We start from the raw sequence: 21,305 nt of genomic DNA on the forward strand, positions 1-21,305 counted from the left end.
ATAGCGAACAAATATGCCATCATTTAATTTGTTAGCCATATAGATAACTTTTACGGGTGCAACTATACTGTTTGTTCAAACGCGAACAAGGAAACCCGATGTCCAGCAGAGCAGAAATCGGCAACACTATCGCCAAAACAAGGAAAGCATCCGGTGCGACCCAAAAACAAATGGCTGAGCGCACCGGCATCAACAAAACAACCTTGTCAGAAATCGAAAATGGCCGGTTCACCGGCTCGCTTGATATTTTCGAACGGTATCTGGATGCCGTAGGACTTCAGTTAGAGGTCACCCCCAAACAGCATCAGTTACCCAACTGGGATGAACTCGACGAGCTCTTTGGGGAAGACTGACCATGACACTCGCACAACTGCCAGGGAAAATTGAACAGATCACAGTTTGTCTTGAAAATGATGCGCTTGGCGTGCTGACCCATGGCTCGGTGCACCATTACCAGCCGACACAAACGCAACGACATGTCTCGCTGACCATGACCAAGCCAAATCTGGATGGGTATTCTTCCGGGGCACTCCATCCGGTGTTTGCTCAGAACTTACCCGAAGGATTTAACCGGCGTTTCATCGCAGAAAAACTGGCACGTTATGCCCGGGTCAATGATATGTACCTGCTTGCGTTACAGGGTCACAACAGTATCGGCATGCTTGCTTATCAAAGTGACCTGAAACTTCCGGAAGCCGAATCCGTCAGCTTATCCGACATCCTGACTTATCAGGGAAGCACCCCGCTATTTCCTCAGCTGCTGGAAAAATATTATCTGAGGAACGCGCTGGCCGGTGTCCAGCCGAAAGTCAGTATTCCGAGAACAGACCGGACCGTTGAGCAGAAAGATCTCATCGTGAAATCTTTCGACGAAGAATTCCCATTACTGACCGTCAATGAATACGTGTGCATGGAAGCCGCAAGATTCTGTGGTCTTGCTCCGCCGAACACCTATTTATCGGAGAATCTGGAAACCTTTATTGTGGAGCGGTTTGATAAACCAGAAGGTCAGCGTCTCGGTTATGAAGACTTCACCACGTTGATGAAAAAGCCAAACCATCCGGATGCCAAGTATTCCGGCAGTTACGAGACGCTGCTGAAAGCAACCCACTTATATACCAACAGTCTGGATGAAGTGGAAAAAATGTATCGCTATATTGTATTTAATTGCCTGATCGGCAATGGCGATGCGCACCTGAAAAACTTTGCATTGCAATATACACAGGACATGAAACACATTTTTGTGTCTCCGCCATTTGATATCACGCACACCCTGATTTACGACACCATTGACAACAAAATGGCTCTGAAACTGGCCAACAGTAAAGTGTTTCCCGACAGAAATCACTTACTGAAACTGGCCGAATCCACCAGCTTCCGAATCCGGCATGCGGCACACATCATCGATGCAACTGCTCAGGGCATTCTGGATTATCTGCAGCACGCCCATGAAGCCGAACTCATGCCCGGTCTCAAAACGTCCATTGAAGCGGCGGTATCTCAGGCCATGGCATCAGGCTACAGTACGAAATCCTACCGGCATGATAAGAAACGAAAGTTTGAATAAAGCTATATAAAGCCAGTCATAACCTGTATTTCCTGCTGCTTCATCGTTTCCGGGCACTCCCTATCCTAAGTCAATATACCCTTCACTGAATAACAAAACTTTGTCAATCCTTACACCTCAATCGCATTATTTATACGAAATTAAGAAGTTAATCAATAAATATCATATAGTGCAACAGGCAAAGCAGCTGATGGCTAAAACAAAGGCCATCATCTGAAAAAACAAATAAAGTAAACACAGTGAGGGCATTTCAAGTTATTCACTATACATCGTCAGTAGTATCGATGTTCTTAAATTCATCACATACACTAGGGATCAAATCATGACTCATTTAGACAATAAAAAAAATATTATACTTCCGCATGGATAATCAGTGATTCAGCTGAATCAGCCAGAGCACTTAAATCTTTTCTGATTCAGGAAAACATTCGATTTAAACAATACAAAACTAGCGAAATACACGGTATTCAATACTTACACAGTCCAGATATTGTTTTCATTGACACCGATACGCTTTCATTTGAGCAAATCAAACAAATAAAGTATGGATTAACCTTTCATCTTCAGGTAAAAGATGAAAAATCCCCCGTATTCCTGGCCATCATTGAAAACAAATATCCACATAAAAAGCAATTGTTTGATTTAGGAATAACAGACTACATTAGTTCCCCTTTCATCGACAAAGAACTCCGATACAGAATCGCTCATCTCCTCAGTACAAATTTCAAACCAGAATTCAATTATGAATACCATGGAAACACAGCAAAATATCTGACTCAAACCGAGGAAGCATTACTTCTGGACAAAAATTATCAGTTAATTGAAAAGTGCGTCGAGATTTTAACCAATTCATTATCCGATGAGATCAGACTTGAAAATCTCTGCAGGACATTAGGGACGAACAGGAATAAAATCAATCAAGTATTCAAAGAGTATTTAGGAATGACCGTTTTTGAGTGGATCAGAAACCAGAGAATGAGAAAAGCAGCTGAACTTCTGGAAAGCTCTTCACTCAATATTGTGCAAATTGCAGAACAGGTTGGTTATATGGATTCAAACAATTTTTCAACCGCTTTTAAAAGAGCGTATCAAACCAGTCCCAGCCATTTTCGGCAGAACTACAAAAAATACAATTCATTAAGAAAAAATGAATCATAATGCTTTCAATCGTTGAATCTCAGCACGAAACCCAACTCTTATCAGAATAAGATCTTCATCAAGCCACTTTCAATGAGAGTGGCTTGCATTGAAAGTAACTTCATCAAACCGCACCAAGAAATAACTCGTTACACAGCAGGCAGTGCGTGTACAGATGATACATTTCAATGCATTATACGAAGGTCAGATTTTTTATGGGACGGTAAGATTACTTTGGTTATTTAACCAAAACCAAATATTCAGGAGAACTATCATGGCAAATTACGTGGACTACAACAACATTGCACAATCAACTGAAAACGCTTGCGGTGCTTTTGCTATCAGTGCAAGCCTGTGCCAGCTCAATTTGAAAAGCGCACAAACTGTACAATCACTTGATCAGACAAACCTGGCAAATGGGTATAGTGCTGCCTCTCAGGTGATAGACCTCCGGCAAGATGCGAATAAAAAAACTGCCGCTGAAAATGCATATAAAATTACAGGTAATCTAGATATTCACTATGATACTCTTAAAGCGACTTATTATGCCATTAACAGTAGTAAGGAAAATTCGCCATCTGCACTTTGCAAGATAGCTTATGACTTCAATGGTAATACTGCCGCCAAAATTAAGTTATGTTATCTGGAAAGTGCAAAAAATATTTTCAGTGCGATTACTCAATCAGATAATACTGGTTTCGGAGATAACTTATTCTCCACTGAGTCAGATCTGATTCATAGTATTGATGGAGATATCGGTATCTCAGAGGAAAACTCATACGCTGTACCATCAGGACACGAGGTTCATTTACTTCTGGTCCAACATGATCAAGGCAAGCACTGGTTTTCACTGTGCGTGAATGACGAATCAAGTTCAAGTTTATACGATCCGGCAAACGGAAAAGTATATTCAGTCAACAACTCAGACCTGAACAACCAGTCCCAACTTAACCTGGATAATACAAATTACGTATTACCAGGGTTATGGATTGAGTTGAGTAATTAATCAGAATGGTCAACTAACTGAGGCAGCCATTCATATCATTAAAAAAACCCTATCTCCACCAAGAGCTAGGGTTTATTTATTAACAATCAAATTCACCATCAATATAACAATGTGAATACAACAAATAAACTCGATGAAAAAATCAAAGGTATTTTGACAAAAAAACCTCTAAATTAAGGATGTACTTCAGCAAGAAAACAAATCGCTGAAAGTACACAAAATGTCAGTTTAACTTTAAAAAGGGTAAAAACTATGTCACAAGAATCGATTAAACTAAACTTCATTAACCGTTCTAACGATGTGAATAACAGCGAAGTTGTTATTTTCCAGAAAAATGTTGCAGAAAACTTTGATGAAATTGCCATTGCCTGGCGGGTGATTCAAAACTGTGGGCGCAACGACAATCATCCATTTGTTTATCCATTGAAGTTTGAAGTCTGTGCCAGTGATTCCTACGGTAATTTCACGCCACAGATGACAGCTTATGATGGTCAGGCTTATGAAATGGTCAAAGACACTTCTGGCGATGTATTACGACTGGCTGCCACACCATCCGTATCACAGCAAGAAGTTGAAGTCCGCAACAACCTGACAGGCGGTGCCATTAATGCCAACATTTACCGTGACGGGAAACTGCTGGCATCAAAAACCAATGTATCACCGGGTCAGAAAGGCGTTTTCCAGTTCCATCCAAGTATCTTTGTTGGGGTCGTTTCTCAGGTTGTCGAAGGGGAAGTGATGAATTCTGCCATTATCCAGCAGGTGAATACTGAAATTAACCTCTTTGGTGTTCAGAGTGCGGATCTGGTCATGACAGGTGGCGGCTCTGGCCCGACCGCAGCGCCGTTTGAATTCCATCTGGAAAATATTAACAAATAACGTTCAATGCAGGTGTTATACGTTCACCCCGGTAACACCTGCGATTTATCTGGCTTGATTCAAGGAGAGAGACCCATGGCGGATACACCAAACACTCAAACGTGGTATTCCGGAGACTGGAAGCGTCGGGCAAACACGAGCGCACCTTATAATGGTGTTCAGATAACCGGAACGCCGCAGTACGACGATAACGGCACATTCATTTCGGTAGCTGTCGCCGTCACAGACTATACCCTGAACCCAAATGGTGTGAGCAGCCTGATTCAGGCTTTAACCGTCGCACAGGGCAAATTAAAAATTCCCGTGCCTGACGCTGCAACCCAGGAAAACTCTGGCAGTCAGACCACTCCGAACTCACATTCATCAGCACAAAACCCGGACAATACCACAGCGGACACAGAAGCTGTGAAAGATGAGTCTGTTACTGAACCAACACAAAACAATACTGACACGAATTCCGATACAAACGCGGCCACACCGGTCCAACCTACACCGGATCCCGACTTCACTGTGAATGGATGGATTTCACTGGAAATGAATTTCTCACAGATTCATTTGCGGGTTCATTTTCAATATGGTCAGGAATACAAACAAAGAGAAGAGCTGGGCTATATCATGGGCTTCCGTGCGTTACTGACAGAAACGGATTGAAAGCACAGGAGCAGGTATGAAAACCGAAATTTGTTTTACAAATTTATCACTGAACCCACATCAGCCCAGCGTGACTGTTTTTCAGAAACTTCATCCTGCTCCTGCTGACCGGTGGATAGCCTGGCACGTGATACAATGCTGCCCGTTTCGATGGCATCATCCTTTTTCTATCGACTGGCATTACAGATACCGCATGGCAGATAACGATGGCAACTTCAGTCCGGCCACAGATTTACCATCACGCCATATCACTCAGTATGTGCATCGAGAATTACTGATCGAGTATCTGGGAGATCAGGTTGTCATCACGAAAACGGCGTACAGTAAATATTGTAAAATCCAACTCTTAAACAAGGGAGTCGTGATTGCAACCCAACCGCTACACCTGCACACACCAACAGTTTTTGTGCTGTCAGATAAGTTCTATCTGTGCGCGGATACCAAAGTCACAGCAGGCCACAGAATTCATTCGATTCATCTGAATGCCAGCCTGACTCCTTTCCGGATATCAGGCATTCAGAAGCTCAACATTGTCATGCGAGGAGGCCAGCCCGGTCCAACGTCAACACCGTTACACTTTCTGTTTCATCCCAGACAGAATTAAGCTTTACCCGAAGCGTAACCAAGGGGTGATCCAGCTTGTGCCAGATATTTTTCCATTTCCTCGGGTGGCACCATGCCGCCCCCTGTTGCCCAGACCAGATGTGTCGCTTGGTGTAACCGTTTTTCGCTCATCTCGATCCGGCGTTGATAAGGCGCATCCTTCAACACATGAATCACCCCAGGCATCCCCGCCAATGCCGAAGGTTCCAACTGAATGCCTTCAGACTGATTCAGTTTCCCCAGCCAGTGATACATCTGCGCATCACTCAGGGTGTAATAACCATCAATCAGCCGTTCCATCGCCCGCCCCACAAACCCAGAAGGCCGGCCGACCGCTAAACCATCCGCCGCTGTGATGTTATCAATCCCCAGATCCTGAACAGCAATCTGGTCATGTAATCCCGTATGCACCCCCAACAACATACAGGGAGAATGTGTGGGTTCCGCAAAGATGCAGTGTACGTGATCGCCAAAAGCCAGCTTCAATCCGAACGCAACACCACCCGGACCGCCACCCACACCGCAAGGCAGGTAAACAAACAACGGATGCTCGGCATCAACCAAGATACCTTGTTCGCCAAACTGCTTTTTCAACCGCTCTCCGGCAACGGCATAGCCCAGAAACAAAGTTCTCGAATTTTCATCATCAATGAAAAAACACCGCGGATCTTGTTCCGCCGCTTTTCTGCCCGCCTCCACGGCAACGCCATAATCCTGTGCGTATTCAACGACGGTAACACCGTGCGAACGCAGTTTTGCTTTTTTCCACTCGCGGGCATCTGCCGACATATGAACCGTCACCGTGAACCCCAGTTTGGCGCTCATGATGCCAATTGACATCCCCAGATTCCCTGTCGATCCAACCGCAATGCTGTACTGGCTGAAGAAACGCCGGAATTCGTCTGAATCGAGTTTGCTGTAATCATCCGCTTCAGATAACAATCCCGCATCCATCGCCAGCTTTTCAGCATGGGTCAACACTTCATAAATACCGCCACGGGCTTTGATCGAACCTGAAATAGGCAAATGACTGTCCTTTTTCAGCATCAGTCGTCCTGGTATCGCTTGGCCCTCAGTCCGTTCCAGTGCCGCTTTCATCGCGGGAATTTCAATCACCTCAGATTCAATCATACCGCCCGCTTGCGCCGTTTCAGGAAACACCACCATCAAATACGGTGCAAATCGGGTCAACCGGTCACTCGCCTCCTGAATATCTGCTGCGGTCAGGCCCACATACGGCAACGCGTCATTCAAAGGCGTCACATTGGGGTTAAACCAGCACACTTCATCAAGTACCTGCAGGGATTTCAGTAAGGGAAATTGCACGGTCAGGGTGGATACATCAATCATGGTCATCGTTCCTTCAGGGATATCGCGTCGCTCCGGATCATTGGCCGATTCTATGAGGCATCCATCGAAATACAAAGCAACGTTCATCAAACCAGTGACATCAGCACAAGAAAGCCCGGTTTCATCAATCGCCATCACCTGACAATACCAAAGCTGAAGGCTAGGATACGACCCATAAGTTACTGAGATGTGAAATTCACAATCGATGTATATCGAAACTTTTAACCGGACAATACGAACAAAAAGAGTGCAACTTGCATCAAACCCATCCATTCAATGCATTGAAACCAGCAATAGATCACATTTTGTTAACATTTTTGTGCGCGCATCTGATTTCGTATTAACCTTTCACTCATCGGAGGTCTAACAAGGAGAGATACATTGAAACGATTCATTCCCCTGCTCATCTGCTGTGTGGTTGCATTCAGCACTCAGGCCAGCAGTACCCCCTCAGGCGTCTCGCAGAAAGGTTATACCGAGACAAAGTACCCGATTGTGCTGGTTCATGGCTTATTTGGCTTCGATTCCATTGCCGGGATCGATTACTTTTATGGCATCCCGCATGCCTTGAATAAAGACGGTGCGAGCGTCTTTGTGGCTCAAATCTCTGCAACCAACAGTTCCGAACTGCGAGGCGAACAACTGCTGGCTCAGGTGGAAGATGTGCTGGCCATTACCGGCGCTGAAAAAGTCAATCTGATCGGCCACAGCCACGGCGGACCAACAGCCCGTTATGTTGCCTCGGTCGCACCGGAGATGGTGGCCTCAGTCACCAGCATCGGCGGTGTCAACAAAGGTTCCCGAATCGCTGACATTGTCCGGGGTTCAGTCCCGTCGGGTTCTGTTCCTGAAGGCATTGCGGTCAAGCTGGCTGAAGGTTTAGTCACCATGATTAACCTGTTGTCCGGCGGCAGTGATTTACCTCAGGATCCGCTGGCTTCTCTGGCTGCCCTGACCACAGAAGGATCCCTGGCATTCAACGCTAAGTATCCGGAAGGCCTACCGGCAACGGCTTGCGGTGAAGGTGACTATATTGCAGACAACGGCGTCTATTACTACTCGTGGACAGGAACCAGCAATTTCACCAATGCGCTGGATCCGTCGGATGCTGCCATGACCGTACTCGGCATCGCTTTTCAAGAACCCAACGATGGTCTTGTTGGTCAGTGCAGCACCCATTTAGGGAAAGTGATCCGTAATGATTACCGGATGAATCATCTGGATGAGATCAACGGCCTGCTGGGCATCACTCATTTGTTCGAAACGGCACCGACAACACTCTATCGCCAGCACGCCAACCGCTTGCAGCTGCAAGGATTATAAATCATGAAAAAGACCGTACTTTCAATCATTGGTGTTGTCGTGACTGCAGGTGCGGTCTATACCTACACGCAACAGACCTCCGAGCCACCCGTTGTCCGGGTGGCCTCTCAACTGGATACACAGATTGACCAGGACTCCACCCGGGATACATTCGATTATTTTCTGTCGGGCATCGGAGAAGCCGATCTCGATACCCTGCGAACGCACTTTCTGACATACAACGCAAACAAAGCCAAAGCTTACCGCCATGATGAAGCTTTATTCGAGCAATTTGTTCAGTACCGGGCTGCGCTGGAAGCGCTGGATCCGGGCAACATGAACGCACTGGACATCGAGGGCCTCCGCTTTCTGACTGACCAGTTGCTTCAGACACAACGTGAATTCTTCAGTCCCGAGGAACAACAGCGTCTTTTTGGCGAAGAAAATCTGCAACGTCAGCTGGCACTCAGAAAACTGGAACTCCGTGAGCAAACGCGTGATCAGGCGGATTTCCTGAATGCCTGGCAACAAGAGTTAGACGCCTTACCGCCCGTGATGGCCGACAGTTACCGTCGCTCCAGCCTGCTTGCTCAGCTTGAACACGCAAAATCCATGGATCCGCAGGACCAGTTTCTGACCCGGCAGGCATTGGTTGGCCCGGAAGCAGCAGAAAGACTGGCGCAGGTCAGTCAGAAACGTCAGGATTTTCAAAATCGGCTGGCGCAGTATTTCGAACAATACGACAGTCTTCAGGGGGACTTCAGCCTTTCTGAAGCCGACCGCCAGCTTGCTATCCATACGCTCCGGGAAAGCAGCTTTTCAGAAAGCCAATGGCGCCGGGTGCAGGCTCTGGAATCAATCCGTCAGACTGAACAGGCAAATTAAAAAAAGCCCCGGCGACAGGCCAGGGCTCTCAGTGTGTATCAGTCTTTCTTTGGCCGCTTGTTCTTCGGCACATAATTCAGAATAGAAACCGGAACCGGTTTTTTCGGCGCGAAGCCTTCCACTTCACGGCGCTCAATCAAATGCCCGAGGCGGCTTTCAATCATGCACAGGTTTTTGAAGTTATCTTTCGAAACGAACGAAATCGCTTCACCCGTCGCATCAGCACGACCGGTTCGTCCAATACGGTGAACATATTCATCGGCCGGGAAAGGCAAATCGTAATTCACGACCCGTGGCAGCTCTTCAATATCGATACCGCGAGCACCAACGCCAGTGGCAATCAGGTATTTGATCTTTCCGGCTTTGAAGTCTTCCAGTAACTGAGCACGGACGGCCTGACTGCGGCCACTGTGAAACGCTTCGGCTTCAATCCCGCGCTTCTCCAGCTGTGAAGCCAGCTTGGCAGCACCATGTTTCGTCTCAATAAAGATCAATGTCTGATCCCACTGATGTGTTTGAATCAGGTGACTCAAGAGTGCGGATTTCTGATCTTTATCCACGGTGATCAGCCACTGTTCAATACTCGCTTTCGAAGCCTGACTGGCCGTAATCGTGATTTCATGTGGATTTTCTACGGCGGACTTCGCCAGCTCGCGAACTTTTCGCGACAAGGTTGCCGAAAACAGCAGCATCTGAACCTGCTCCGGCAGCCGATCCAGAATTTTATTGATGGCTTCAATGAAGCCCATGTCGAGCATGCGGTCTGCTTCATCCAGAACCACCATGTCGATTTCTTCGAAATACACCGCCCGCTGACCATACATATCGATCAGACGGCCCGGCGTCGCCACCAGCACATCAACACCTTCAATTAAACGTTGCTTTTGTGGCTGTTCATCAACACCGCCATACATCGCCATCGACGTCAGGCCCAGGTGTTTACCATAAGCGCTGACTTTCTCGTCCACCTGCATTGCCAGTTCACGGGTGGGCACCAGAATCAGTGCGCGCACACGCTTCTTACGTTTCGTTTGCCCTTGGCTCAGCTTTTCCAGAATCGGTAAAACAAAGCTGGCGGTTTTGCCCGTACCGGTCTGTGCCGCTGCGATCAGGTTCTGCCCTTGCAGAATGACCGGAATGGCTTTGTTCTGAATTGTGGTTGGTTTGGTATAACCCAACTCAGTAACAGCCTGAACAAGTGCGTTGCTGAGTCCAAGTTTAGCGAATGGCATGAATCGTCTCTGTCTCGTTGATCGCTGGAAGTAGCGGATGATCTGCATGAAGCGCGGGAGTTTAACACGGACTTTTGGTCCAGGTACGAATAATTACAAAAATGTTCCCTTCCGGAACAGGCGGATCCCATTCACTGGAAGGGCGCATTTCACCGGTTACACATCGACGCCCGCTTCATCTTCAGCCACAAACTCGGTTTCTGTCAGCGCATCGCTCAGCCAGGCCTGGATGGCTGGTGATTCAAAGACTTTCTTCATATAACGCTGACTGGCCTCGGAGACCTCAATGCCGTAAGTCATGAACCTGAGAACAACGGGAGCATACATGCAGTCTGCGATACTCCACTTTCCAAACAACCATCCCCCTGATCTTCATATGCTGCCATTTGTTCCCGCCAGATCTGATCAATCCGGACAACATCTTTTTGAGCAGCCTCAGACAATGTCACCCGGCGTTTCGCCCGGCAATTCATGGGCATTTCACTTCGTACAGCCATCAAGCCGGAATGCATTTCACAGCTGATGGCTCGCGCTTTTGCCCGTGCGGCTTGGTTCTGCGGCCATGCCTGATGATCGCAATAGGTTTCGTTGATGTACTCACAAATCGCGAGTGAATCCCACACGGTGACATCGCCGTCTATCAGGACAGGCACTTTTGCCGTCGGCGCATGCAACGCGAGGGTTGCGTAAAATTGGTCTGTGAAAAGTTTGAGTTTGATTTCTTCGAAAGAGATGTCGTTTTGTGCCAGCATCAGCCAGCCGCGCAGTGACCAGCTCGAGTAATTTTTATTTCCGATGATGAGTTGCATCTGTTTTCCTTCTCTGATGTCGGTGATCCTGCCGTCAATCTACGCCCGCACTGAGCCGATGACTATCGCATTCTATGAATTGCAGTTATCAGAAAATCGAATGGGTTATCAATCCGAATTGTCTTCCCTGAAATCCTAGTCCAGCCAGCGATGGTTACAGCCAGATCGGAGATAAAAGACACAATGAGAATGAGATTTGAGCAGCATTTTTAAAAATCACAGCCCATTCCGTCTGAATGACAGCTTCATTCGACAGATCGACAGGTAAATTAGCATTCCATTCAATAAGTTGACGCGGTAAAATCGGCGAAAATCATCCCGTTGCATATTCATCACGGCATTCGATCCCATGACCTCAAGAAAATATGTCAAAGCAGCTTATCTCCCGCTGGAAAGTCATCATCAGGCGTTTCATCCGCCTGTACTCACACTCAGTGAGACGTTGAAAAAGTCGGTGGATTATGAGTGCAACATTTTGATCTATTGCACACCGGAGGAACTCAATTCGCTGCAAACCGGCGCATGGACACTCAAACATACTTTGGCTGAATCCGCCGTGATGAACTGGCACAAAACTCAGCACAGAAAAGGTCACACGATTCTGACGGCACGCTGCACAGAAAAAGAAGCGAAAAACCTGCTCCATGAATGCTTTCAGCAGGCCGGATCGGCATCCAGCTTTCACATCGAGCCCAGAGCAAAAGGGATGAGTTATCTCAATGCAGAGTTTATTCCGGCGAAACTGGCGGTGCAGTTCGGGCAACGGCTTGGCTGGCCAACAACAGGTTTTTACTACTACTTTGTCGAGCACAAACTGTATCAGGAGTGTCAGCTCACCGGCGATGACCGCTGGAGTTTTTATTTCACCCGCTCTGATGCAACCACACTCACCGATCAACTGATCTCAGCGCGCCATTTCTCCAATCTGCTCTTACCCTACCGGATTGAAGGGCAGCACGTCGGAGGCCAGTACGTGCTGTACCGGAAAGAAAAGCTGACCCAGAAAGAATTTTCACAGATATCAGAACCATGGCTCAAGCGCCATGCAACTGCGATTGATCTGAACAGCGTGATGAACAGCCGAATTCAGACACGGGCGATCCGTCTAAGCCGGAGCCATATCGGGATGACTCAAAAACCACCCGCTTCTTATCGCGTTCAGATGAATCCACAGACCCGGCAACGGGAAAGCTGGCCTGAAATTGCAGAAAAGCACGGCCTCTCTGCCAAGCAATTACTCGCCTTAAATCCGGATTACAACGACAACCCGCTCCGGTTACAGATCGGTGACACCTTGCTGGTGTCTTCCTGGGAACATCAGACGCAGCCACAAAAAGCAGACCTGCCCGCCCCCGTCACGCATTTCGAACCGGGAAAAGCCTATCCCTTCGGCGATGTCTGGGGCACTTATCGGCAGCGTTTTATCATGCCCTGGCTTCTGCATATTCAGGAAAGCAGCAGGATTCTCTCCAATACACCAATCATCAACGCGATTCAGGTGCAGCACCCCGAGCCGACGTAGGATGAATTCACCCACAGCCGCTTCTTTGCTGAGGACTCGTTTCACTAAATAGAGCTGATTTTTTCGCTCTGCGAGAGTCACAAAAACGCCTGTACCTTGTTTCCCTAGAACCGTGTCGGCTTCCCGATCACCCAGACGCTCACGCGTGTCAGCTAAAGGAGGTCTGAAGTTCGTTGAAGTTGGATCTTGATTCGATTAAATCCACCTAATTTCAGCAATGCGTGGACAGAATAGAGAAAAATTGATAGGTCTCAGATATTTATGAGACCTTTTTCATTAGGTACTTTGTTTGGTCGCCGTTTGTCAGTATGTTAATGATTTCAAAATGGGGTAAGTTTTGGGATATAAGTTAGTAAAATTAGACGATCTTTGTGTGGAGGATGTGCGATTTATTGTCTCTCCAAGCAGCGCAAGTTACCTTATCGAATACGAAGAGTATATGCAGGGGGCAACTGGCTACAATGCACGCACTAAACGTGATATTGCTGACTTGCGTAGTGAAATAGAAGACTGTCAAATTGTCCTGTTGAATGATTCAGCAAACACTGCAAGTAGCACACTTCCGAGACGTTTACAGCAAGTTGTCGATCAGTTAATCGCTAGTGGAAAAAAAAGACACTACGTTAAAGCGGCTTATACACCGATAGATCCGGTGACATACTTATACGAGACAGTGGGTGATAGCTTACCCAACAGATCAAATAATGAACCAAATAATTACGTTGGAAACACCGCCAGGGCGAGAGCACGTATGCTCAGTTTTTATCCAAACCTTGGATTCCCGCCAATATTACTTGCTCCAAATAGGCTATATTCATGGCAGCTATTTTTTGCTTGCGCCTGATACTCGCCTTTTTGCTTGTTTCTAATCGAAGCATGTTAAGCGCCATGTGACGCACACCAGCCAGGAGTTCGGCGGCATTGCCACGATAGATTTGGCAAGCATCTTCCTTCATCGTGACATCAAGCACCCAGTGCAACCGATTTTCGATTTCCCAGTGACCTCGGACTGCATCGGCAAAACCTTCGGGGGTGAGCACCGCAGAGCTAATGTAGTAGCGGTACTCCAGCGATTCTTTCCCTGCTGAGTCAATACGATAGCCAATAGCAACACCGACGCTTTGAAGCCCTTTCCAATCAGGGAAATCTGTCTTCAACTCCTGCGCTGGCATGACGTGGTATTCGCGCGCTTCAATACGCCCATGTCCGCGCTCGATGTCACACGCTGGGCTTTTTTCGAGCAATGGCGCCAACGCTTTTTGTACTGCTTTAGCCAGGCTTTTTTGGTTGCCTTTGACTGCTAATAGGTAATCGCCACCTTGCTCAACTATCTGCTTGGCGATATCGGTTTGACAGCCCATCGCATCGATAGAGACAAGACAACCTTTGATATCTAACAGCTTGAGCAGCTCAGGGATGGCGGTGATTTCATTGGACTTATCTTGGGTTTTAACTTGTCCCATGACAACGCCGTTGGCTGTCGCAAAAGCACTGACCATGTGGAGCGTTGATTGCCGATCTTCTCGGTTATAGGAGCTGCGTAACACCTTGCCGTCAATAGCAATAAGCTCGCCATTCGAATGGACGTTGGCTGCCTGCATCCATTTTAAAAAGCAGTCTTGAAACTGGTCAGGCTCAATGGAAGAAACAACCCTGGCAATCGTGTCATGGACAGGGATGCCCTGGCGAAAAAGTCCTTTGTCCTGTAGCCAATTGAGGTGAGCTTCGCCAAAGTCTTCGATATCTTCCCAGCCCTCCATACCAGCAATGGTGGCGCATACGGTCAGAAACAAAATGTCGAACAGTGGGTACGATATTTTTGCTGACTGCCGTGGGTCTTGAATCACTGAAAAGAATTGAGAAAAAGCATCGATATGCATCAGGAACTCCCGTAAAAAGGGGAGTATATGATCACAGCCAGCCTTGATCGTCAAACTGATCTATTTTGTTCAAAAAACGTTCGCGATCTTGCCCTGGAAACACCGCTCCTCAAAAAGAAAAAAACACTAATAAGGAGAAGAAAGAAATCCCTATTATCAATATGGAAGGTGACCGGGTACAGAACATTCTAAAAGATGAACCTGCACTTTTTGAAATAGAAGATAACCCTAATGTTGATGGTTCTGAGCCACTTCTTGAAATAGGACTGTTCAATCCAATAGGATCAGGTGAAATTTATGAAAAAATAGCCCTAAAATACGGGCTTGACCCCGGCTGGTTAAAAGCTATCGCTTACATGGAAAACACGCACGGTTATTATGATGCCATGCCCGGAATTAACCTTGTCAATGACTCTTATCGTCCTATGAATGTTCAATATAAAACATGGAAAGGTATTGCAGATGAACTAGGATTTTCTGAGTGGCAGGTACAGTATCGCGTTGAGTGCAACGTAGAAGTAGGTGCTGTGATACTTAGCCGGATCAAAGCACGTGTCGTTAATCCTACACTCGAAAAAGTGGCAAGCATTTATGTATTCACAGGAGCTGAACTGACACGTGATTATGGGGCACGTGTACAGAAAATCTATGAGGAAAGGTTGTGGGAAAAATAACGGTTTACTTTATTAGTTGTGTTTTCACTTGCTTACTTTTCATCACATTGGCCTTGTCTTCTGACTTAGGTGATTACTGTGTAATGCAAACAGATTACGGCTGTGACGCATGGGACGTCAAGGGTCTTTTTGTACTCGGCTTCATCAGTGCTTTATACGGTTTCCCTGTTGGATATATTGCTATCTGCATAGGGAAGATGTCACAACGTATATTTAAACGATTAAAAAGCACTAAACCTTAATGTGAAGAATGTGTAAATAGGACGCGCATTAAGGCGGTAGGTGAAAGCTTTAAGTATAACTATAAGTCTTCACCTTCAGCCTTGTCCTTAGTTGTGTTGATAATGATGGGGTCACTCAGTACCCCATCCATCATAAATGGATGAAATGGAGGACATTCAGGTTACTTCACTCTACAAAACCATGGTGATTGCAGGGGTGGTGATTGCTTGTGCCCTGATGCTGATTGGATTATGGAACGCAGATACGCTGGCTATGAACGAGAAAGGCTTTTTCACCATGTCTTTTGTACTGGGCTTATTTGCAGCCGTTGTGACTCAGAAAAATGTACGCGACCTCGCCTGTTTCGACCAGACAACGACCCATCCGGCCACGGAAACCGCTCGCCGCGCAACCGAAAACAAAGACACTGAAACCCTTTAAGGCGACAGGCACAAGACCGAGACAGTCTGTCTTGTGCTTTCATGGCTTCAAAAATCCATTTCATTCGGTATGCTGACAAAAAAGAATGGAGTGTGTACATGGATATTGATGCGCTGCGCAGTTTTCTCGCCTTTGTCGAAACGGGCAGTTTTACCCGGGCTGCCAAACAAACATTCAGAACGCAATCTGCGATCAGCATGCAAATGAAGAAACTGGAACAGGAATTAGATCAGACGCTGTTTCTGCGCGAAGGTCGTCAATTGGTGCTGACCCATGACGGACAAACCCTCGCGAGTTATGCACGCCGATTGGTCAGTTTGCATGATGAAGCGGTCTCCAGCCTTCGTTCCCAAACAAACAGACAGCCCTTATTATTGGGCTGCCCTGACGATTACGCAGAAACACTGCTGCCGCATTTAATCACGCTGCTCCGTCAGCAACTGGGACCCATTCAGATTCAGGTGACATGCGCTGCCAGTGTCCGGCTGCGGCAATTGATGGACAAGGGTGACATTCACGCAGCCATGCTGACCCGGCATCCCGGCTCTGATGAAGGCCATTTTCTCATGCACGATCAGGGGATCTGGTACACATCGCCGGATTTCGACCTGCTAGCCCGGCGCCCGTTACCTGTCGCCCTGTTTCAGACCGATTGTAAATTTCATGCAGCAGCGCTGGATGGATTAACGAAAGAGGAAATCAGTTTCGAAATGGTGACCTGCAGCAGCAGTGCAACAGCACAACGCGGCGTCGTTCGGGCCGGATTAGCCATCGGTGCGATGGCGCGCAGCAGTCTGTCGCCCGATTTAGTCGAATTAACCGATGCCTGGCTGCCGCCGTTACCCAATGTTGAAATTGCGCTGGTCCTGTCACCGAATGCCCATTCGCTGCTGACCTCACAGGACGTCCGGCAGATCTGTCAGTCTTTCGAATCTGAAATCACCCAATCCACGCGTCGCCAAAGGCCGCCCTTGCACTTCATGAAAACTGCAATCAAATGTGAATAGCCCTCGCCACTGCGCGACTTTTATGGCATTGTGCGGGCCGTGACCCACAGAATTACAAGAAACAAAGATGAAAGAAATCAATCAAAAATTGATGGCCATTCTCAGCAAGTTCACGGCTTATCTGTCTATGCTGATGCTGGTGATTGGCGGTGGGCTGGCACTCTACGCCATGATTTACGGGCCTTAACTGACCCGTAATCCAATCCGTTGCTTGTCATCAGGCTTGTATGATGAGCGGTTACATCCGCATCCCGCCGTCAATCTCCAGCACACGTCCGGTAAAATAATCATTTTCCAGAATATACTGAACGGCGTGCGCTATTTCCTGAGCCTGTCCGACCCGGCCCAGCGGGATCATTTTTTCCAAACGCTCTATCGCTTCCTGCGGTAACTGATCCGCCATTGCGGTTCGGACCACTCCCGGCGCAACTGCCGCAGCCCGAATACCGTACCGACCCAGCTCTTTGGCCCAGCAAACGGCCATGGTCGCCACTGCAGCTTTCGACGCTGCGTAGTTGGTCTGACCAAAATTCCCGGCTCGGGCGACACTGGAGATATTAATAATGGCACCCGGTCGTTGAGACTGAATCATTCGTGCTGCCGCTTCCCGGCCACACAAGAAAGTGCCGGTCACATTCACCGTCATGACGGCATTAAACTGCTCCAGCGACATTTTAGAGATCTCGCTATCTTTGACTTTCACCAGCAAACCATCCCGCAGAATCCCGGCGTTATTCACTAAGCCATCCAGTTGACCAAAATCATCCATAATCCGGTCAAAAACACGCTCAACTTCATGTTCCTGCGTCACATCCACTTCATATGTCAGTGCCTTGCTGCTGAGCATCTGGCACTGAGAGCGGGTTTGAGCCAGGCCTTCCGGGTTGAGATCAATCAGCGCCAGATCCGCCCCGGCTTTTGCCAGCGTGATCGCCATCATTTGCCCGAGCCCTTGTCCGGCGCCCGTAATCGCAATCACAGAATTCTTGATATCCATGGGTCTCTCCTTGTTCTGCAACACTCATTGCTGCCGCTGATACAACTCAAATAAACTGGAAAAATCGCGAAGTTCATTGCCTTTCGCATTGTGCAGCGCATAGAGGTTGCGCGCCAGTGATCCCATGGGGACAGCCGTCTGACTGAGCAACGCAGCGTCCATCCCTAACCCCAGATCTTTCAGCATCAGCTTACTCATGAATCCCGGCTGATACCCCTTGCTGGCCGGTGCATTTTCGAGCACACCCGGACAAGGGTTATAGAGTTCTAACACCCAGTTTCTGCCTGAACTTTGCAACATGATGTCTGACAATACTTTGGGATCCAGGCCGTTCTCGATCCCCAGATTCAAGGCTTCACAGGCACCAGCCATCTGTACGGCGAGCATCAGGTTGTTACAGATTTTGGCCATCTGGCCTGCCCCGGCCGGACCGGCATGAAAGATATTCTTCCCCACATGCCGCAGCACAGCCTCAGCCTGACGAAACGCTGAATCCGTTCCCCCGACAATAAAAGTCAGCGTGCCCGCCTCTGCACCCGCAACGCCGCCTGATACCGGCGCATCGACAAATTCGAGCTGGTGGTCAGCCGCATGATCAGCCACTTCCTTTGCAGTCGCCGGATCGATCGTCGAGGAATCAATCAGGAAGGTGCCCGGTGACACCATCGCAAACAGACCGTCTTCCGGCCGACCTTTCGGCCCAAGATAGACCTGGCGCACATGCTGACCTGCAGGCAGCATGGTCATCACGGTATCAGCGCCAGCTACAGCATCTTTCAGACTCCTGGCCGCAACCGCACCATCGGACTCTAACTGACGTGCCGCTTCTGTATTGATGTCGAACACCTGCACTTTGCAGCCCGCTTTGAGTAAGTTCCTTGCCATCGGGCCACCCATATTGCCGAGCCCGATAAATGCAATTGTCGCTGCCATCACACACTCCTTTTCAAACATTGAATCTGGTTTGCAGAACTGGGATCAGTTCTGAGATCAGTTCTGAGATCAGTCTTGTTCGGTGTTACAGTTCAGCATCACGCATGATACGGCCTTCATTCATCCATGATTCATGACTTTCCGGTTACACCAGATCAGCCAATGGGTGATCGTCTTCATGCCACATGGGCGCGAACAGATCGTCAATCACGCTGGTATCCACTGCTGCAACGTTCGGGAAAATCCACTGAGGCTCACCAGTTTTGTCAATCAGATGGGCACGCACCCCTTCCTGAAACTCTCCCAGTAAGCCACAGCGTACAGAGAGCCCCAGCTCCAGCCGGAAACTGTCTGCCAGTGAAATGTTCTTGTAATCCCTGACCTGCCGGTAACAGGTATGCGCTGAGATCGGGCTGCCCTTTTTCAGTGTCGCTTTCGCCGTTTCCAGCCAGGTCCCCAAGCCATCGATCGCCTGAATCTGCTGGCAAATCTCGTCCAGGTTCCGGCCCACACAAGCGGCCATGATCTGCGGGAAATAAGGGATCATCTGGCTGGGTGGCCACGCCGGTTTCGCAGATTCCGCCAGTTGACTCAGACAGTCCGTCACTGCCTGATCGTGATCCGTTACAGTCTGCCAATTGAGATCACACAGCGCCGCAAGCAGCGCCTCTTTTTGATCGGCAAGCAGAATATGATCCGTCATTTTCAGATCCAGCGCGTCACTGGCATTCACCCTTGCCCCGGTCAGACCGAGAAAGAGCCCGACGCCACCCGGCAGTTGATTCAGAAACCAGGTACCGCCGACATCCGGATAAAGCCCGATGGTAATTTCAGGCATCGCCAGCGAACTGGATGGCGTAACCACCCGATGACCCGCACCGACAAATAAACCGATGCCGCCTCCCATGACGATCCCTTCACCCCATGCAATCAATGGCTTTTTGAACTGATGAATTTGATAGTCGCAGCGGTATTCCACACTGAAATACTCAGTCAGGAAAGCTTCCGGAGAAGCCCCTTGTTCACCGGCTTCTTTATGACTTTCTGCACTGAGCATCGCGTGATACATCGCCCGCACATCGCCGCCGGCACAGAATGCTTTGGCAAATTCACTGTGCAGGAAGACGCAGACAATCCCATCATCCTGCGCCCAATCCGTCAGTTGGGCACTGAGCTGCTTCAGCATATCCAGCGTCAGTGCATTCAAGGATGCCGGGTTATCCAGTGCAGCCACCCCAATCCGATGGCCGTCCTGACATGGCAGCTCACTAAAATTCATCTTTCCTGTCATACATACTCCATGTGCCGCATTCAACTTCCGTTAACAAACGGCCTACAACTTTGTTTCTTATGGTCGAAAACCACAGATTATTGATTTTTCCACACGGGCGGGCGCTTCTCTAAAAACGCCTGAACCCCCTCCCGTTGGTCTCTGGTGTCAAACAGACGAATAAAACGCTCTCTTTCCTGAATCAACCCCTGATTGAGTGGTGCATAACGTGCATTTTGGATCAATGCCTTACATGCGGTCACAGCGACCGGTGACTGATGCGCAACCTTTTCCGCCAGATGAATGGCCGTTTCCAGTGCCTGACCAGAAGCCACCACTTCCTCAACCAGACGGATCTCTGACGCCTGAGAGGCCCCGACACGCTCACCGCATAAAATCATGCGTTTCGCCCAGCCTTCCCCCACCAGCCAGGCCAGATTCTGAGTTCCGCCGGCACATGGCAACAGTCCCACGCTGGCCTCGGGTAATGCCATCACCGCATGTGCTTCAGCGATCCGGATATCACAGGCTAAAGCCACTTCCAGTCCGCCCCCATGGCATAGCCATTGATCGCTGCAATCGAAACGCCCCGGAATGTCGACAACGTTTCAAAAGCCTGCCCGAAGCAAAAGGCCATATCTGCCGCCACTGCTTTGTCACCGTCGGCGAACAGCTTCAGCTCGGCACCCGCCGAGAAAAACTTCTCGCCTTTCCCGGTCAGAACCAGTGCATAAATCGTTTTGTCTTCATTCAACGCTTCTACCAGTGATTTCAGCTGATTGAGACTGTCTGCCGTCCAGGTATTGGCGGGGGATTGTTCATGGTTAAAACGGCCACATGACCTTGAATCTCCACTTCAATCGGTCCACCCGTCTGTGTCAGTGCGTGCATCTTGCCATCCTCTCAGTTAATTTGCTGCGTTATACATCCTTCAAAGT

Annotated in this window: 20 protein-coding genes and 3 pseudogenes; 14 read left to right on the top strand and 9 right to left on the bottom strand. The window is 48.4% G+C overall.

Annotated features, from left to right (window positions below):
- The first annotated feature begins 98 nt into the window (after positions 1 to 98).
- From KDD30_RS20550 to KDD30_RS20580, 7 genes are all read left to right on the top strand, one after another.
- On the top strand, positions 99 to 353 hold the full coding sequence (locus KDD30_RS20550; RefSeq protein WP_211651813.1) for a helix-turn-helix transcriptional regulator: 255 nt from the start codon (positions 99 to 101) through the stop codon (positions 351 to 353).
- A gap of 2 nt (positions 354 to 355) precedes the next feature.
- The gene (locus KDD30_RS20555) at positions 356 to 1,567 is read left to right on the top strand and encodes a type II toxin-antitoxin system HipA family toxin (protein ID WP_211651814.1); all 1,212 of its coding nucleotides are present in this window, start codon (positions 356 to 358) and stop codon (positions 1,565 to 1,567) included.
- A gap of 633 nt (positions 1,568 to 2,200) precedes the next feature.
- Complete coding sequence (locus KDD30_RS20560; protein ID WP_211651815.1) at positions 2,201 to 2,725, top strand: AraC family transcriptional regulator; 525 nt, start codon at positions 2,201 to 2,203, stop codon at positions 2,723 to 2,725.
- Between the two features lie 253 nt (positions 2,726 to 2,978).
- On the top strand, positions 2,979 to 3,710 hold the full coding sequence (locus KDD30_RS20565) for a hypothetical protein (RefSeq protein WP_211651816.1): 732 nt from the start codon (positions 2,979 to 2,981) through the stop codon (positions 3,708 to 3,710).
- 252 nt (positions 3,711 to 3,962) lie between these two features.
- A complete protein-coding gene (locus KDD30_RS20570; RefSeq protein ID WP_211651817.1) occupies positions 3,963 to 4,589 on the top strand; it encodes a hypothetical protein in 627 nt (208 codons plus the stop codon).
- A 75-nt stretch (positions 4,590 to 4,664) separates the two neighbouring features.
- Positions 4,665 to 5,240 (top strand): hypothetical protein, encoded by a 576-nt coding sequence (locus KDD30_RS20575; protein ID WP_211651818.1) that lies wholly within the window; start codon positions 4,665 to 4,667, stop codon positions 5,238 to 5,240.
- Positions 5,241 to 5,433: 193 nt separating this feature from the next.
- Positions 5,434 to 5,844 (top strand): hypothetical protein, encoded by a 411-nt coding sequence (locus KDD30_RS20580; protein ID WP_211651819.1) that lies wholly within the window; start codon positions 5,434 to 5,436, stop codon positions 5,842 to 5,844.
- Here the strand turns inward: KDD30_RS20580 and KDD30_RS20585 are convergent.
- Positions 5,841 to 7,193, bottom strand: coding sequence for a D-serine ammonia-lyase (locus KDD30_RS20585; RefSeq protein WP_211651820.1), 1,353 nt, complete (start codon positions 7,191 to 7,193; stop codon positions 5,841 to 5,843). The genes KDD30_RS20580 and KDD30_RS20585 overlap by 4 nt on opposite strands.
- Positions 7,194 to 7,607: 414 nt before the next feature.
- Between KDD30_RS20585 and KDD30_RS20590 the strand changes: the two genes are divergently transcribed.
- A complete protein-coding gene (locus KDD30_RS20590) occupies positions 7,608 to 8,516 on the top strand; it encodes a triacylglycerol lipase (protein WP_249199446.1) in 909 nt (302 codons plus the stop codon).
- Between the two features lie 3 nt (positions 8,517 to 8,519).
- Positions 8,520 to 9,380 (top strand): lipase secretion chaperone, encoded by an 861-nt coding sequence (locus KDD30_RS20595; RefSeq protein WP_211651822.1) that lies wholly within the window; start codon positions 8,520 to 8,522, stop codon positions 9,378 to 9,380.
- Positions 9,381 to 9,418: 38 nt separating this feature from the next.
- Here KDD30_RS20595 and KDD30_RS20600 read toward each other — a convergent pair whose 3' ends face one another.
- Together KDD30_RS20600 and KDD30_RS20605 are read right to left on the bottom strand one after the other, a co-directional pair.
- Positions 9,419 to 10,612 carry a DEAD/DEAH box helicase gene (locus KDD30_RS20600; protein ID WP_211651823.1) on the bottom strand — a complete coding sequence of 398 codons (1,194 nt, stop codon included), beginning with the start codon at positions 10,610 to 10,612 and terminating at the stop codon, positions 9,419 to 9,421.
- Positions 10,613 to 10,768: 156 nt separating this feature from the next.
- Positions 10,769 to 11,421: pseudogene (locus KDD30_RS20605) on the bottom strand (glutathione S-transferase family protein).
- Positions 11,422 to 11,770: 349 nt separating this feature from the next.
- On the opposite strand from KDD30_RS20605, the gene KDD30_RS20610 reads away from it, so the two are divergent.
- The gene (locus tag KDD30_RS20610; protein ID WP_211651824.1) at positions 11,771 to 12,943 is read left to right on the top strand and encodes a LysM peptidoglycan-binding domain-containing protein; all 1,173 of its coding nucleotides are present in this window, start codon (positions 11,771 to 11,773) and stop codon (positions 12,941 to 12,943) included.
- Positions 12,944 to 12,961: 18 nt separating this feature from the next.
- Here the strand turns inward: KDD30_RS20610 and KDD30_RS20615 are convergent.
- Positions 12,962 to 13,108: pseudogene (locus tag KDD30_RS20615) on the bottom strand (IS30 family transposase); the annotation flags it as partial.
- Positions 13,109 to 13,698: 590 nt separating this feature from the next.
- A complete protein-coding gene (locus tag KDD30_RS20620) occupies positions 13,699 to 14,823 on the bottom strand; it encodes an ISAs1 family transposase (protein WP_211650980.1) in 1,125 nt (374 codons plus the stop codon).
- A gap of 65 nt (positions 14,824 to 14,888) precedes the next feature.
- Between KDD30_RS20620 and KDD30_RS20625 the strand changes: the two genes are divergently transcribed.
- The 4 genes from KDD30_RS20625 (at position 14,889) to KDD30_RS20640 (ending at position 17,354) form a co-directional block, all read left to right on the top strand.
- Complete coding sequence (locus KDD30_RS20625; RefSeq protein WP_211651825.1) at positions 14,889 to 15,497, top strand: hypothetical protein; 609 nt, start codon at positions 14,889 to 14,891, stop codon at positions 15,495 to 15,497.
- A gap of 378 nt (positions 15,498 to 15,875) precedes the next feature.
- On the top strand, positions 15,876 to 16,160 hold the full coding sequence (locus tag KDD30_RS20630) for a YiaA/YiaB family inner membrane protein (protein ID WP_211651826.1): 285 nt from the start codon (positions 15,876 to 15,878) through the stop codon (positions 16,158 to 16,160).
- Positions 16,161 to 16,258: 98 nt separating this feature from the next.
- Positions 16,259 to 17,167, top strand: coding sequence for a LysR family transcriptional regulator (locus KDD30_RS20635; RefSeq protein ID WP_211651827.1), 909 nt, complete (start codon positions 16,259 to 16,261; stop codon positions 17,165 to 17,167).
- Between the two features lie 67 nt (positions 17,168 to 17,234).
- Positions 17,235 to 17,354, top strand: a complete 120-nt coding sequence (locus KDD30_RS20640) for a 3-ketoacyl-ACP reductase (RefSeq protein ID WP_211651828.1) — start codon at positions 17,235 to 17,237, stop codon at positions 17,352 to 17,354.
- Positions 17,355 to 17,405: 51 nt separating this feature from the next.
- Here KDD30_RS20640 and KDD30_RS20645 read toward each other — a convergent pair whose 3' ends face one another.
- The 4 genes and pseudogenes from KDD30_RS20645 to KDD30_RS20660 form a co-directional block, all read right to left on the bottom strand.
- Positions 17,406 to 18,164, bottom strand: coding sequence for an SDR family oxidoreductase (locus tag KDD30_RS20645; protein ID WP_211651829.1), 759 nt, complete (start codon positions 18,162 to 18,164; stop codon positions 17,406 to 17,408).
- A 24-nt stretch (positions 18,165 to 18,188) separates the two neighbouring features.
- Positions 18,189 to 19,097 carry a 3-hydroxyisobutyrate dehydrogenase gene (gene mmsB, locus KDD30_RS20650; RefSeq protein WP_211651830.1) on the bottom strand — a complete coding sequence of 303 codons (909 nt, stop codon included), beginning with the start codon at positions 19,095 to 19,097 and terminating at the stop codon, positions 18,189 to 18,191.
- A 145-nt stretch (positions 19,098 to 19,242) separates the two neighbouring features.
- The gene (locus KDD30_RS20655; protein ID WP_211651831.1) at positions 19,243 to 20,388 is read right to left on the bottom strand and encodes an enoyl-CoA hydratase/isomerase family protein; all 1,146 of its coding nucleotides are present in this window, start codon (positions 20,386 to 20,388) and stop codon (positions 19,243 to 19,245) included.
- 77 nt (positions 20,389 to 20,465) lie between these two features.
- A pseudogene (locus KDD30_RS20660) lies at positions 20,466 to 21,258 on the bottom strand (enoyl-CoA hydratase).
- Positions 21,259 to 21,305: the final 47 nt, after the last annotated feature.

It is taken from the genome of Photobacterium sp. GJ3, from assembly GCF_018199995.1.
GTDB lineage: Bacteria > Pseudomonadota > Gammaproteobacteria > Enterobacterales > Vibrionaceae > Photobacterium.

Excerpts from the sequence above, each read along its gene's own strand:
- KDD30_RS20600 (WP_211651823.1), bottom strand. The coding sequence starts at position 10,612 with ATGCCATTCGCTAAACTTGGACTCAGCAACGCACTTGTTCAGGCTGTT.
- KDD30_RS20635 (WP_211651827.1), top strand. The coding sequence starts at position 16,259 with ATGGATATTGATGCGCTGCGCAGTTTTCTCGCCTTTGTCGAAACGGGC.
- KDD30_RS20595 (WP_211651822.1), top strand. The coding sequence starts at position 8,520 with ATGAAAAAGACCGTACTTTCAATCATTGGTGTTGTCGTGACTGCAGGT.
- KDD30_RS20550 (WP_211651813.1), top strand. The coding sequence starts at position 99 with ATGTCCAGCAGAGCAGAAATCGGCAACACTATCGCCAAAACAAGGAAA.
- KDD30_RS20610 (WP_211651824.1), top strand. The coding sequence starts at position 11,771 with ATGACCTCAAGAAAATATGTCAAAGCAGCTTATCTCCCGCTGGAAAGT.
- KDD30_RS20630 (WP_211651826.1), top strand. The coding sequence starts at position 15,876 with ATGGATGAAATGGAGGACATTCAGGTTACTTCACTCTACAAAACCATG.
- KDD30_RS20640 (WP_211651828.1), top strand. The coding sequence starts at position 17,235 with ATGAAAGAAATCAATCAAAAATTGATGGCCATTCTCAGCAAGTTCACG.
- mmsB (WP_211651830.1), bottom strand. The coding sequence starts at position 19,097 with ATGGCAGCGACAATTGCATTTATCGGGCTCGGCAATATGGGTGGCCCG.
- KDD30_RS20565 (WP_211651816.1), top strand. The coding sequence starts at position 2,979 with ATGGCAAATTACGTGGACTACAACAACATTGCACAATCAACTGAAAAC.
- KDD30_RS20585 (WP_211651820.1), bottom strand. The coding sequence starts at position 7,193 with ATGATTGATGTATCCACCCTGACCGTGCAATTTCCCTTACTGAAATCC.
- KDD30_RS20655 (WP_211651831.1), bottom strand. The coding sequence starts at position 20,388 with ATGACAGGAAAGATGAATTTTAGTGAGCTGCCATGTCAGGACGGCCAT.
- KDD30_RS20645 (WP_211651829.1), bottom strand. The coding sequence starts at position 18,164 with ATGGATATCAAGAATTCTGTGATTGCGATTACGGGCGCCGGACAAGGG.
- KDD30_RS20580 (WP_211651819.1), top strand. The coding sequence starts at position 5,434 with ATGGCAGATAACGATGGCAACTTCAGTCCGGCCACAGATTTACCATCA.
- KDD30_RS20555 (WP_211651814.1), top strand. The coding sequence starts at position 356 with ATGACACTCGCACAACTGCCAGGGAAAATTGAACAGATCACAGTTTGT.
- KDD30_RS20620 (WP_211650980.1), bottom strand. The coding sequence starts at position 14,823 with ATGCATATCGATGCTTTTTCTCAATTCTTTTCAGTGATTCAAGACCCA.
- KDD30_RS20575 (WP_211651818.1), top strand. The coding sequence starts at position 4,665 with ATGGCGGATACACCAAACACTCAAACGTGGTATTCCGGAGACTGGAAG.
- KDD30_RS20570 (WP_211651817.1), top strand. The coding sequence starts at position 3,963 with ATGTCACAAGAATCGATTAAACTAAACTTCATTAACCGTTCTAACGAT.